General features: G+C 28.6%; 13 protein-coding genes, 1 pseudogene and 1 other annotated feature. Of the genes and pseudogenes, 11 read left to right on the top strand and 3 right to left on the bottom strand.

The window, feature by feature from the left end:
- From LJD32_RS03415 to LJD32_RS03445, 7 genes and pseudogenes are all read left to right on the top strand, one after another.
- Positions 1-312: pseudogene (locus LJD32_RS03415) on the top strand (hypothetical protein); the annotation flags it as partial.
- Positions 313-692: 380 nt separating this feature from the next.
- Complete coding sequence (locus tag LJD32_RS03420; RefSeq protein ID WP_227391841.1) at positions 693-1,202, top strand: nitroreductase family protein; 510 nt, start codon at positions 693-695, stop codon at positions 1,200-1,202.
- Positions 1,203-1,272: 70 nt separating this feature from the next.
- Complete coding sequence (locus LJD32_RS03425; RefSeq protein ID WP_227391842.1) at positions 1,273-1,488, top strand: hypothetical protein; 216 nt, start codon at positions 1,273-1,275, stop codon at positions 1,486-1,488.
- Positions 1,489-1,761: 273 nt separating this feature from the next.
- On the top strand, positions 1,762-2,235 hold the full coding sequence (locus LJD32_RS03430; protein WP_117482169.1) for an LURP-one-related/scramblase family protein: 474 nt from the start codon (positions 1,762-1,764) through the stop codon (positions 2,233-2,235).
- A 119-nt stretch (positions 2,236-2,354) separates the two neighbouring features.
- On the top strand, positions 2,355-4,244 hold the full coding sequence (gene htpG, locus LJD32_RS03435; protein WP_227391843.1) for a molecular chaperone HtpG: 1,890 nt from the start codon (positions 2,355-2,357) through the stop codon (positions 4,242-4,244).
- Between the two features lie 53 nt (positions 4,245-4,297).
- Positions 4,298-4,834, top strand: coding sequence for a nitroreductase family protein (locus LJD32_RS03440; protein WP_117574432.1), 537 nt, complete (start codon positions 4,298-4,300; stop codon positions 4,832-4,834).
- Complete coding sequence (locus LJD32_RS03445; RefSeq protein WP_117782249.1) at positions 4,834-5,100, top strand: hypothetical protein; 267 nt, start codon at positions 4,834-4,836, stop codon at positions 5,098-5,100. The genes LJD32_RS03440 and LJD32_RS03445 overlap by 1 nt, the downstream gene beginning before the upstream one ends.
- Before the next feature lie 28 nt (positions 5,101-5,128).
- Here LJD32_RS03445 and LJD32_RS03450 read toward each other — a convergent pair whose 3' ends face one another.
- The 3 genes from LJD32_RS03450 to LJD32_RS03460 all read right to left on the bottom strand — a co-directional run bounded on the left by LJD32_RS03450 (position 5,129) and on the right by LJD32_RS03460 (position 8,885).
- Positions 5,129-6,133: a hypothetical protein gene (locus LJD32_RS03450; RefSeq protein WP_227391844.1), complete on the bottom strand. Its 1,005-nt coding sequence runs from the start codon at positions 6,131-6,133 to the stop codon at positions 5,129-5,131.
- 54 nt (positions 6,134-6,187) lie between these two features.
- The gene (locus LJD32_RS03455) at positions 6,188-7,858 is read right to left on the bottom strand and encodes a Na/Pi cotransporter family protein (protein ID WP_227403803.1); all 1,671 of its coding nucleotides are present in this window, start codon (positions 7,856-7,858) and stop codon (positions 6,188-6,190) included.
- A 79-nt stretch (positions 7,859-7,937) separates the two neighbouring features.
- Positions 7,938-8,885: a Na/Pi cotransporter family protein gene (locus tag LJD32_RS03460; RefSeq protein ID WP_227391845.1), complete on the bottom strand. Its 948-nt coding sequence runs from the start codon at positions 8,883-8,885 to the stop codon at positions 7,938-7,940.
- 94 nt (positions 8,886-8,979) lie between these two features.
- On the opposite strand from LJD32_RS03460, the gene LJD32_RS03465 reads away from it, so the two are divergent.
- The 4 genes from LJD32_RS03465 to LJD32_RS03480 all read left to right on the top strand — a co-directional run bounded on the left by LJD32_RS03465 (position 8,980) and on the right by LJD32_RS03480 (position 12,840).
- Positions 8,980-10,719 carry an ABC transporter ATP-binding protein gene (locus LJD32_RS03465; protein ID WP_032091329.1) on the top strand — a complete coding sequence of 580 codons (1,740 nt, stop codon included), beginning with the start codon at positions 8,980-8,982 and terminating at the stop codon, positions 10,717-10,719.
- Between the two features lies 1 nt (position 10,720).
- Positions 10,721-11,485 (top strand): HAD-IIB family hydrolase, encoded by a 765-nt coding sequence (locus LJD32_RS03470; RefSeq protein WP_147580028.1) that lies wholly within the window; start codon positions 10,721-10,723, stop codon positions 11,483-11,485.
- Positions 11,486-11,518: 33 nt separating this feature from the next.
- Positions 11,519-11,773, top strand: a complete 255-nt coding sequence (locus tag LJD32_RS03475) for a hypothetical protein (protein WP_032091327.1) — start codon at positions 11,519-11,521, stop codon at positions 11,771-11,773.
- A gap of 50 nt (positions 11,774-11,823) precedes the next feature.
- Positions 11,824-12,028: a binding site (T-box leader), on the top strand.
- 47 nt (positions 12,029-12,075) lie between these two features.
- The gene (locus LJD32_RS03480) at positions 12,076-12,840 is read left to right on the top strand and encodes a transporter substrate-binding domain-containing protein (RefSeq protein ID WP_032091758.1); all 765 of its coding nucleotides are present in this window, start codon (positions 12,076-12,078) and stop codon (positions 12,838-12,840) included.
- The last annotated feature ends 2 nt before the right edge of the window (positions 12,841-12,842 follow it).

A 12,842-nucleotide genomic window follows, 5' to 3' on the forward strand; every position in this document is an offset into this window, starting at 1 on the left:
TTAGATTTAATTAGAGACTTACCAGAAGGAGATGAAATCGATATGTGTGAAGGAATGGAAAGAATGGCAGAAGGATTTAGAAATGAAGGAAGAATGCAAGGACGTGAACAAGGCATTCTTGTTGGAAGAAGTGAAGGAAAACTCGAAGAAAAGAGAAGTACACTAAAAGAGCAATTAGAAATCAAACTAGGAACTATTTCAAATAATCTAGAATTAAAACTAACAAGTGCAACATTAGAAAAACTAAATATATTAACACGTAATATATTTAATATTACAAATGAAGAGGATGTTTTAAGAATTATTAATTAATAAGTTAATATTTAAGCAAGAAAAAGCAAGTCAAATAAAATGGCTTGCTTTGACTGTTGAAAAAATAAAAATCAACAGTTTTTTCTTTTGTTAAGTTGAAATATATACTATTATATATGTCGTGGATGACTTCGTTCCAATTACGTAAAATTTGAAGCTCCACGGCTTTTTATATAGAAATTAAATCAATAAAAAGTAAGAACATGATTAAGAAGATAAAGAAGAGAGTTTGAAAGCAAAAAAATTCTTAAAGTTATTTAATAACCTTTTTTCTATAGAAAACATCAAGTATTTGAGAATTTTTTTTACAACATTATGCTCAAATATTTAATATATTTATTAGAAAATAAAAAAATCATAAAAAAGATAGGAGATATATTATGGAATTTAAAGATGTTATTCAAAACAGATATTCATGTAAAGATTTTTCTACACAACAAATAGAAAAAGAAAAACTAATGGAAATATTGAAAGCAGGAAGAGTTGCTCCAACGGCTAAAAACTTGCAAGAACAAAAAATCTATGTTGTTCAATCAAAAGAATATTTAGATAAAATAGATGCATGTACACCTTGTCGTTATCATGCACCTACTGTTTTAGTTGTAGCTTATGATAAAAACAATGTTTTTGATTATCCAGGTAATGAAAGAAATTCAGGAATTGAAGATGCTACCATTGTAGCCACACATTTAATGTTGGCTGCTTATAATGCAGGAATTGATAGTTGTTGGATCAATTTTTTTAATCCTCAAGAAATGAAAAAAGCTTTAGATTTACCTGAAAATGAAGAAGTTGTTATGATGTTGGATTTAGGATATGGAAATCAAAAAGAACCACTTCCTAATCATCATTTAAAAAAAGAATTGGCTGAAACAGTTAAATACTTATAATTTTTATAACAAAATAATCTTTGCTTGTTTTGTTATTTTTTTGTTACAATTAGGGTAAGAGGTGAGCTAGATGAAGCTGTTATTTAAACAACAACCATCTTTTATTTTTCGCTTTTATGTAACAAATCAAAATAATGAATGGTTATATATTATAAAAAGAAAAATGGCAATTATGTATCAACTTTATATATATGATGCTCATGAAAATATTGTTGCTAAGATTGAAGAAGATCCTAAATCAGCTATTTTTTTATTTATAAAAATGAGGAATATATTGGTGCTGTAGAAAAAGAGTTTTCTTATTTTATTCCTTATTTTTTAGTGGATTATCGAAAATGGAATGTTGGTGGAGAATATGTTGAATATAATTATGAAGTAAAAGATGAAAATGATTATCTTATTGGAAGAATTGAAAAAAGATCATAAAATATTTTAGATACATATGATATTTCAGTTGATTTAAAGGGAGATATTTTAGATTTCGTCATTTTAACAACCGTAATAGATATTGAAAAAGCAAGAAGAAATAGACATTATTAAAATAATTGGAGGGAATCTTATGAAACTATTATTTAAACAGCGTATTTTTTCATGGCTAGACAGTTATGATATATATGATGAAAAGGGGGAAACTGTCTATACAGTGAAAGGACAACTCAGTTTTGGACATAAACTTTTTATTTATAATAAGTATGGTGAACATATTGGTACGATCAAAGAAGAAATATTAACGTTTTTACCACGTTTTGCTTTATATGAAAATGATGAATATATTGGTAAAATTACCAAAGAGTTTACTTTCTTTAAACCTAAATTTATTTTAGATTATAAAGATTGGCAAATAGAAGGAAATTTTTGGGAATGGGATTATCAGATCGTGGATTATTCAGGAAATATTATTGGTTTAATTAATAAAGAAATCTTTCATATGAGTGATACATATTCTTTAACAATAGAACATGACGAAGATGCCTTTTATGTTTTGATGATTGTTCTTGCGATAGATGCTCAAAAATGTAGTCGAAATAAATGATTGTAAGTCAATCATTTTATTTTCTTAAAAAATTAGCACTCTGTGCTTGACTATGCTAAAACAAAGTAATATACTATCTTTAGCATTTAAATAACAGGAGTGCTAAAGGAGGATATATTATGGCAGAAAAAAAACAATTTAAAGCAGAATCGAAAAGATTATTAGACTTAATGATTAATTCTATATATACACATAAGGAAATCTTTTTAAGAGAATTGATTTCTAATGCAAGTGATGCAACAGATAAACTTTATTATAAATCATTAACAGAAAATATTTCTGAAATCAATAAAAGTGATCTTACAATTGATTTAGCTTTTGATAAAGAAAATAGAACATTGACTGTTACTGATCATGGTATTGGAATGAATAAAGAAGAACTAGAAGAACATTTAGGTACGATTGCTAATAGTGGTTCTTTCAAATTTAAAAATGAAACTGAAAGTGATGACATTGATATCATCGGGCAATTTGGAGTTGGTTTCTATTCAGCATTTATGGTTGCTAAAAAAGTAGAAGTTTCTTCAAGAGCTTATGGTAGTGATCAAGGATATACATGGGTATCTGAAGCAAGTGATGGTTATGAAATCTTTGAAACAGATAACTTACCAACAGGAACAACAATTAAACTTTATTTAAAAGATAATACAGAAGAAGAAAATTATGATGATTATTTAGATCAATATCATATCGAATCTTTAGTTAAAAAATATTCAGATTATGTACATTATCCAATTAAAATGGATGTGACAACATCTAAGAAAAAAGAAGATAGTGATGAATATGAAGATGTTGTTGAAAATAAAACATTAAATTCAATGGTTCCTTTATGGAAAAGAAATAAAAAAGATATTAAAGATGAAGAATATAATGAATTCTATAAAGATAAATTCAATGATTTCTCTGATCCAATGAAAGTCATTCATACATCTGTAGAAGGAAATGTTTCTTATGATGCATTATTGTTTATTCCAAGTCAACCACCAATGAATTTCTATTCAAATGATTATGAAAAAGGATTACAACTTTATAGTCGAGGTGTCTTTATCATGGATAAAGCAAGTGATTTAATTCCAGAACACTTTAGATTTGTTAAAGGGTTAGTTGATTCACAAGATTTATCATTAAATATTTCAAGAGAAATGTTACAACATGACCGTCAATTAAAAGTCATCGCTGATCGTATTGAAAAGAAAATCCAAAGTGAACTTACAAATATGTTGAAAAAAGATCGTGAAACATATGAAAAATTCTTTAAAAACTTTGGTTTACAATTAAAATTTGGTATTTATCAAAGCTATGGAATGTTAAAAGATAAATTACAAGATTTACTTTTATTCTACTCCGGTAAAGAAGAAAAAATGATTACTTTAAAAGAATATGTTGAAAACATGAAAGAAGGACAAACAGAAATCTACTTTGCAAGTGGTGAAACAAAAGAAAAGATTTCTCATTTACCACAAGTAGAAGCTGTTAGAGATCGTGACTTTGATGTTTTATACATGATGGATAATGTTGATGAATTCATGATTCAAATGATGAGAGATTATGATTCTAAAGCTTTCAAAAACGTTGCTCAAGGTGATTTAAACTTAGATAGTGAAGAAGAAAAGAAAGAATTAGAAAAAATCAATGAAGATAATAAATCATTATTAGAATCATTAAAAGAAGCTTTAAAAGATAAAGTAGTGGATGTTAAAGTATCAAATAGATTAAAATCTCATCCAGTATGTTTAGTATCTGATCAAGGTGTATCTTTTGAAATGGAAAAAGTATTAAATGCAATGCCTGATGGTCAAGATGTTAAAGCAGGTAGAATTCTTGAAATCAATCCAAATCATGATATTTTCAAGGCAATTCAAAATGTTTATCAAAATAATGCAGATAAGATCAATGATTATGCTTCATTGTTATTCGATCAAGCATTATTGATTGAAGGATTATCTATTGAAGATCCAGTGGCTTTTTCAAATAAGATTTGTGAGCTTATGATTGAATTAAATAAGTAAGGCTATCATTCGATAGTCTTTTCTTTTATAATAAAAGCAGGAGAGTGAAAATTATGGAGTTACAAAATGTTTTACAACAAAGAAGAAGTATTCGTAAATATAAACAACAACCTGTAGAAAAAGAAAAAATTGAAGAAATGATTCAAGCAGCTATCTATTCAGAAAGTTGGAAAAATAGTCAAACCCCACGATATCATGTTATTCAATCAAAAGAAATGTTGGAACAATTTAAGAAAAAATGTTTACCTGAATTTAATCAAAAAAATATAGCTGATGCACCTGTTTTAATTGTGACAACATTTGTTAAAGATCGTGCAGGTTTTCAAAGAAACGGAAGTCCTGACAACGAATTACAAAATGGTTGGGGTGTTTATGATTGTGGACTAGCTAATCAAAACTTAATTCTTAAAGCAACTGAACTTGGTTTAGGAACACTTGTTATGGGAATCAGAGATGAAAGAGCGATTCGTGAACTTTTAGAAATACCTGTACAAGAAACGATTGTTTCTGTCATAGGTGTGGGTTATCCAAATATTGAACCAAGTATGCCAAAAAGAAAAACAATAGAAGAAGTGAGTACGTTTTATTAATGAAGAAATTACTGTATAAAATTTGCAAACCACATCATAAATATAAAATCAATTTGGTTGATGTTTTATTGCTTATTGAACCGGTGGTGATGAATACGTCTTATTTTATGGTTGGAAGAATCTTTTTGCTTATAGCGTTAGTTCTTAACTATTTAGCACACTATCTTTGTCATGATGATTATAGCGAATTTGAAAGACGTGTCCTTGTTTCAACAATGATTATTATTGCTTTACTTCTTATCTATCTTATTATTACAGGTAAATAAAAAATCCACTTTGGGGTGGATTTTTTGTTTATTTATAAAACTCAATAATATTTTGATAATCATTTTTTAAACTAAAGTTTGCAGAAACAAAATAGAAATGATTTTCTTTTTTATACAGTAAAGTATCATACGATGTATCAAGTTTAAAGAGATAAGTGTTTTTATCGATTTTAATAACAGGAACATCATCATACGTTTTTAAATAACGTTTAAAGAAAGTGTTTGTTTTGTCAGTTGATTTAAAACAATAATCTTTACTATACATGAGATCACCTTGGTTGTTTTCTTCAAAATAAGAAGTAGATTCAACAATAAAACTTTTAGTATATTTGTAGTTTGGATATTTTTTTAAATTTGTTTCTTTATCAAATGTTTGCAATGTTAAAATATTTTGATTTAAAGGAATATCTTTTCTATCAGTAACATCTAAAATACATCCAAGTATAGCCACTACACAAGTAACTATAGTCATAGCGTAGAAGATATGTTTAATAATCTTTCCAAAGCTTTTTTGACAGGCTAAAACAATTTTATAAAGGCAACGAATAAGAATTGTCGCAAATAGAAGAAGAGGTAAGTAATGAATTAAAATACTTCCATTTGTAAGAAATTCTTGAATCTGATTTTTTTGTAAAACAAGCTGTGCGACAAAAAAAGAAAAGAAAATCCATAAAACAAAATAAGTGGTTGCAGAGATTTTACGAGTACTTAAGTATTCATCAATTGCTTTTTGTCTTTCTTTAGGTAAAGCACGTTTATTATCTGTTGTAAAAATAATAAATTTTCCTATTTTACCATAATAATCAAACATTTGTTTTTCATATTCATTAATAAAATCATGTAATGCTTTTCTTTTAGGGGTTGCCGGTTTTTTGATTAGTAAATCTACATGGAAGTAGTAGTGTTTCTCATTTTTTTCAAAACGGCTGATTTTACCTAAAGAAGTAGGATTGTAACCTTCTTTAGATAACTCATTCAAGGTGTTTTCTAATTGTTTATATTCAGTTATATCATAATCTAATAATTTATACATATGTGACTCCTTTGACTGTTACATCATAACAAAAATAGTCATGGAAATCCATGACTATTGATTAAATGCAGAATCAACTTCATAATCAGGTTTGAAGTTTTCTTCTTCTAACATATAAGATTCAGCTATGTTTTGGCAATGATCACCAATACGCTCTAAGTTGGATAAGATATCAACGTATGTAGAATTGACAATAACTGATTTTTCAGTTTTATTAGTAACACGTTGAATATGTCTTTGTTTTGCTTTTTTATTATAATAATCTAAATTACTTTCATGATCATCAACATAAATAATATCATCTAAATCATGTTTATCAAAAGCCACCATTGCATGATTCAACATTTCAATATCCATATTGATCATGGCGATAATGTCATCTTTAGCTTCTGATGAAAAATCATCTTTTTCATCATAAACAGCTTCAAAGAATTGAGTTAAGTTAATACATAAATCACCGACACGTTCTAGATCTTTAATTGATTTCATATCAGCAAAATATTCTTTTGAATCATGATCGTTTAATTGTTCATGTGAAATAAGTAATAAATATTCAGCAATCTTTTTATCTAATAAGTTGATTGCATTTTCTAATTCTTCGACTGCTTCTTTAGCAGTAGAACTTTTAGAAATAAAATATTCTTTAACATTTTCACAAGCTTCAACAGTAATAGTTCCCATTTCTAAAATCTTGTTTTTAGCGATAGCTAAAGCATGAGAAGGGAACAATTGAACCACATGAGGATCTAATTCTGATAAATCCATTTGTAATTCTTTTGAATGATTTGGAATAATTTTTTTAATAACAACAATCTTATTAATAAATGGAAAGAACAAGATGGTTGTTACTATGTTAAAGATACCATGAGCTACTGCAAGTTGTAATTCAGGAGACATTGTACTTACTGAATTAATATATTGAATCAACATGGTAAATGGTGATAAAACAATCATAAATAGAACAGAACCAATGACGTTAAATAAAACGTGGAAGAATGCTGCTCTTTTAGCGGGAATAGATCCACCAATAGAGGCAAGAACAGCTGTAATTGTTGTTCCAATATTTGATCCAAATAAAAATGGTAAAGCAATATTTAAACCAATAGCACCGGCACCATACATTTGTTGAACAATTGCAATCGTTGCAGCTGATGATTGAATCGCACATGTAAGAATTGTTCCACCAAGTAAACCAAGCCAAGGGCTCTTCATTAAAAATTCGGTAATTTGTGTAAATTCTGGAACTTCAGAAATCATTGATAAATTGTTTCCCATTAAATCAAGTCCATAGAATAAACAACCAAATCCAAAAATAATTTGTGATAAATATTTTGTTTTTTTGTTTTTAGAAAACATTGAAACAAACGCACCAATAATAATGAAATAAACCGCATATTTAGAAATCTTTAAACCAACTAAAACAGAAGTAATAACTGTTCCAATATTGGCTCCCATAATAATTCCTACTGCTTGATTTAAATTCATCAAACCAGAACGAATCAATCCAATTGTAAGGGCTGTTGTTCCTGAACTTGATTGAATTAAACACGTAACTAAAGCCCCAATTAAAATTCCTTTTACAGGACTTGAGGTGTATTTATCAATAATGTCCTTTAATTTATCTCCGGCATAACTTTTTAAACCATCACCCATATAATCGATACCAAATAAAAATAAACCAAGCCCTGCCAGAATTAAAGGCCAGTTGATATCTGCTAATGTCATAAAATCACACTCCTATACATCTCATTTTAAAGGAATGTTAATTTTGTGTAAAGATTATGTTAAGTTTCTTTACAAAACCTTAACAATTCTTTTTGAAACAACTTTCAATCAATGCAATTATATGCTTATAAAAAGGAAAAATAAGGAGTGTAGTAACAATATTGAAGAAGCCATGAATAAAAGCGAGTTGCAGACGAGGTGAAATAGGAATATAAAAGTGAAATGTTAAAAAAAGATGATAAAAAGGAGTCAGGAAAATCATGAAAAAAGTTGTTCCAATTACATTAAATAAAAAATGAAAGAAGGCAGCTTTTTTGGCAGAAGAATTGGTTTTAAGGGCAGAAAGAAAAGCGGTAATGGTTGTACCGATATTACAACCTAAGATATAAGGAATAGAAACATAAAGGGAAATGGCTTTTAAATGATACATTTGTTGGACAATAGCAATTATCGCACTTGATGATTGAATAAGAGCAGTGGTGATGGCTCCACCAAGCATGGCTAAAATAGGATGATTTGTAAAAAGTGTTACTAATTTCATAAATTCAGGAAGTTTAGTAATAGCTTCAAGATGCATTGACATAAGTTCTAATCCATAAAATAAACAGCCAAGCCCAAAAAGAATTTGTGCAAGGCCTTTTATTTTAGGATGATTAGAAAATAATAAACAAAAAGCACCAATAATTAAAAAGAAAGAAGCATATTGAAAAAGATCAAAACCTACAATAAAAGCGGTTATGGTTGTGCCAATATTGGCTCCCATAATAATCCCAATACTTTGTGAAAAGGTCATGAGATTTGCATTAATTAAACTGACGGTTAAAGCAGTTGTGGCAGAACTTGATTGAATAATACAAGTTATAAAACAACCAATTAGAATAGCCTTAAAAGTAGAAGAAGTACATTTAGCAAGAAGATTTTTTAAACGGGTTGGTGAAAGTTCTTGTAAAGAAAGAGAAAGATAGTCGATACCAAATAAAAAAAGTGCCAGACCGATTAGAATAGAAGTCCAAGAAACATGGTTCATGAAAAAGCCTCCTTTTTCATATTTTAAAAATAATCATTTTTAACTAGAAAAAATAATCATTCTTTGTAAAAATATATGAAGGAGGTGTTTTAATATGAAAGGAAGATGGAAGAAATTTTTATCTTATTATACAAATTATAAGGTTTTGTTTTTTAAAGATATGTTTTGCGCGATGATTTCAGCAGCCATTACGCTCGTTTATCCTATGCTAACACGCTATATTACAGGGACGATTTTAAATCAACCAAAGATTGATTATTCTAAGATTTATTTATTAGGACTTTTTATGCTTTGTTTGATTGTTGTTGAATATTTTTGTAATTATTTTATAGGTTATCTAGGACATGTCATGGGTGTCTATATGGAAAGAGATTTACGTAATGAGTTATTTAGTCATTATCAAAAATTATCTTTTCGCTTTTATGATGAACAAAACACAGGACAATTGATGTCACGTCTAACGAATGATTTATTTTCTTTAACTGAACTTTATCATCATGGACCAGAAGATATTGTCATTTCAATTATTAAGTTTATAGGGGCCTTTATTTTACTTTCCTATATTAATGTCAAACTGACTTTAATTTTATTTGCAATCTTACCATTTATGTTTTTATTTGCTTGGTATTATAATAAAAAGATGAAAAAAGCTTTTAAAAGAAATAAAGAGAGAATTGGTGATATCAATGAACGCATTGAAGACAATTTATCAGGAATTCGTGTTGTTAAAAGTTTTGCGAATGAAGATCAAGAGTTAGAACGTTTTGATAAACAAAATGGACATTATGTAAGTGCTAAGAAAAATAGTTATTATTATATGGGAAGATACAATGCAGGACTTACTTCTTTTACAAGTTTAATTACAGTATCGGTTATCTTTTTTGGAACCTTATTTATTTCTTATGGAAGTATTAATGTTGCAGATTTAATTGCCTTTTTACTTTATGTCACGAACTTAATAGATCCTGTAAAAAAACTTTTAAACTTTACTGAACAATTTCAAGAAGGTGTTACTGGTTTTGAACGTTTTATGGAAATATTAGAAATTGAACCAGATATTCAAGATACAAAAAATGCAGTTGTATTACAACATGTTGAAGGGAATGTCATGTTTGATCATGTTTCATTTCGCTATAATGAACAAACACCTTATGTGTTAAATAATATTAACTTGGATGTAAAACCAGGAGAGTATATTGCTTTTGTTGGTTCATCAGGAGTTGGTAAAACAACGATTTGTTCTTTGATTCCTCGTTTTTACGAAGCAACGAAAGGAAATGTCTTGATTGATGGAATTAATGTCAAAGAGATAAAACAACAATCTTTAAGAGAAAATATTGGCATTGTTCAACAAGATGTTTATTTATTTACTGGAACGATTATGGATAATATTCGTTATGGAAATTTAGAAGCGAGTGATGAAGAAGTCATTGAAGCCGCTAAAAAAGCTAATGCTCATGATTTTATTATGGAATTAGAAGAAGGTTACGATACGGATTGTGGACAACGTGGGGTCAAACTTTCAGGTGGACAAAAACAACGTATCTCGATTGCACGTGTTTTCTTAAAGAATCCACCAATTCTTATTTTTGATGAAGCAACAAGTGCATTAGATAATGAAAGTGAAAGTATTGTACAAGAATCTTTAGAAAAATTATCTCAAGATCGTACAACTTTTGTTATTGCGCATCGTTTATCAACGATTAAAAATGCTAAACATATTTGTGTTTTAACGGAAAATGGCATCGAAGAACAAGGAAACCATGAAGAGTTGATGAAATTAAATGGAAATTATGCAAGATTGTATAATATGCAATTTAAAGGAGAAAAGTAACATGGAAAGAAAATATATTTTTTTTGATATTGATGGAACACTTTTAGATGATAATCCGGGAGGAAAGATTTTAGAAAGCACATATCGTACGTTAGATAAGTTAAAAGAAAATGGGCATTTTGTTGCTATTGCGACAGGAAGAGCACAATATATGGCGATGGATGCTGCTAAAGAAGCCCATATTGATTGTTTAGTAACAGATGGGGGAAATGGTATTACTTTACATAATGAACTTCAATATATTAAACCGATAGATTTTGTTCAAGCCAATCGTGTCATTGATCAATGTATTGAACATCATTTACCATTTGCAGTTGCTTTAGGAAATGAAGCTGTTTTGTATACGAATCAAAGTGATCAAAAAGATCAAAAACTTCCGGTAAAATTAGTTGTTGATGAAAGTATAGACTTTCATCAAGTAAAGGAAATTTATAAAGTATTTATTGAATGTGGTGAACAAGAAGAAAAATTATTGGATTTAGGAACTTTGGAATATATGCGTTATTTTAAAGGGCAAATCATCATCGAACCAGCAGATAAATATAAAGGTATTTTAGAAATGGTTCATTTATTAAAGGGAAATGAAAAGGATATTGTGGTCTTTGGGGATGGCTTAAATGATATTTCTATGATTGACCAAGCTCCTTTAGGTATTGCTATGGGTAACGCAATCGATGAAGTCAAAGCAGTCGCAAATTTTATAACCAAAAGAAATGATGATGACGGTATTGAATATGCTTGTCGTTATTTTGGCTGGATTGATTAAACAAAATAGGCTATACTAAAGATGGGTGAGATTATGGAACTAATTAAAGATTTTTTAATCATTATTGGTATTTTTGTATGTATGTCTTTAGGTATTTTCTTTTTACTTCATAGTGGTGATGCCAAAAAGAAAACCAAACAAACAATTCAAGATACAAGAGACAGTATTCAAGAAGCAAATCAACAACTCGATGATGTTTTAGAACAATTACAAGAAATGAATGCTCCCTTAGAAAAAGCGATGAAGGCAGTACGTTCTTTCAATGATAAAGTTTTGTCAAAAAAATAATCGAGGAATGTTGACAAAGCTTAAATATTATCTATAATACAGGTATATAAATAAGCTCAATGAAAAAGAGAGTAGTTTTATTGGATATGTTAGAGAGCCTATGTTGGTGGAAATTAGGTATTGAAAATAAAATGAAGCGCACTTTGGAGAGGGTTATCTGAATACATAGGATAACCAGCTAACCAGCTTTAACGGTGAGGTGGATATGTTTATCATATCAACAAGAGTGGTACCGCGGAATCTTTCGTCTCTTAGCAATCGCTAGGAGACGTTTTTTATTGGGTAGAAAAGGGGAAAAGAATATGAAAAAAGTATTAAAATTAATGTTAGCACTTGTGATGACTTGTGCTATTGCTGGATGTTCATCAAGCAGTAAAAATGATGCCGATGTGACAATTACAATTGGGACATCACCTGATTATGCACCTTATGAATCATTAAATAAAAAAGGTGAAATCGTTGGTTTTGACGTAGATATGGCCAAATTATTTGAAGGTTATTTATCTGATATGGAAGGTAAAACTTATTCTTTAGAATTCAAACAAATGGATTTTGATAACATTGTTACTCAAATTCAAGGGGATCAAATTGATTTAGGTATTTCTGGTTTTACTTATAGTGAAGATAGAGTTGTTGAATGGTCTGATCCATATTTAGGGACTCAACAAGTTGCTGTTGTACCAAATGGTTCTTCAATTACTTCAAATGATCAATTAGTTGGTAAAAAATTAGCTGCTCAAACTGGAGCTACTGGTGAACAAGCTGCCAAAGAAGTTGAAAATGCTGATGTTGTTTCAATGAAAAACGTACAAGATATTTTCAATGGTTTATCAAGCAATCAATATGATGCAGCAATCGTTGACTTAGGTGTTGCTAAACAATATGTATCTAGTGGAAACTTTACACAATTAAATGGTTCATTAATGGATGAAAAAAACTATGTTATCGCTAAAAAAGGTAATACAAAAATGATCAAATTAATGAATAAATGTATTAAAAAATTCGTAGCTTCAAAAGATTACGATAAATTATGTAAAAAATATGATTTATCACCATTAGAAAAATAAAA

This window comes from Faecalibacillus sp. TM498 (assembly GCF_020589955.1).
Lineage (GTDB): Bacteria > Bacillota_I > Bacilli_A > Erysipelotrichales > Coprobacillaceae > Faecalibacillus > Faecalibacillus intestinalis.

What these genes read in the sequence shown, in the direction of transcription:
- LJD32_RS03440 (WP_117574432.1), top strand. Translation starts at nt 4,298, where the DNA reads ATGGAGTTACAAAATGTTTTACAACAAAGAAGAAGTATTCGTAAATAT.
- LJD32_RS03455 (WP_227403803.1), bottom strand. Translation starts at nt 7,858, where the DNA reads ATGACATTAGCAGATATCAACTGGCCTTTAATTCTGGCAGGGCTTGGT.
- LJD32_RS03430 (WP_117482169.1), top strand. Translation starts at nt 1,762, where the DNA reads ATGAAACTATTATTTAAACAGCGTATTTTTTCATGGCTAGACAGTTAT.
- LJD32_RS03445 (WP_117782249.1), top strand. Translation starts at nt 4,834, where the DNA reads ATGAAGAAATTACTGTATAAAATTTGCAAACCACATCATAAATATAAA.
- LJD32_RS03420 (WP_227391841.1), top strand. Translation starts at nt 693, where the DNA reads ATGGAATTTAAAGATGTTATTCAAAACAGATATTCATGTAAAGATTTT.
- LJD32_RS03460 (WP_227391845.1), bottom strand. Translation starts at nt 8,885, where the DNA reads ATGAACCATGTTTCTTGGACTTCTATTCTAATCGGTCTGGCACTTTTT.
- LJD32_RS03450 (WP_227391844.1), bottom strand. Translation starts at nt 6,133, where the DNA reads ATGTATAAATTATTAGATTATGATATAACTGAATATAAACAATTAGAA.
- LJD32_RS03470 (WP_147580028.1), top strand. Translation starts at nt 10,721, where the DNA reads ATGGAAAGAAAATATATTTTTTTTGATATTGATGGAACACTTTTAGAT.
- LJD32_RS03425 (WP_227391842.1), top strand. Translation starts at nt 1,273, where the DNA reads ATGAAGCTGTTATTTAAACAACAACCATCTTTTATTTTTCGCTTTTAT.
- LJD32_RS03480 (WP_032091758.1), top strand. Translation starts at nt 12,076, where the DNA reads ATGAAAAAAGTATTAAAATTAATGTTAGCACTTGTGATGACTTGTGCT.
- htpG (WP_227391843.1), top strand. Translation starts at nt 2,355, where the DNA reads ATGGCAGAAAAAAAACAATTTAAAGCAGAATCGAAAAGATTATTAGAC.
- LJD32_RS03465 (WP_032091329.1), top strand. Translation starts at nt 8,980, where the DNA reads ATGAAAGGAAGATGGAAGAAATTTTTATCTTATTATACAAATTATAAG.
- LJD32_RS03475 (WP_032091327.1), top strand. Translation starts at nt 11,519, where the DNA reads ATGGAACTAATTAAAGATTTTTTAATCATTATTGGTATTTTTGTATGT.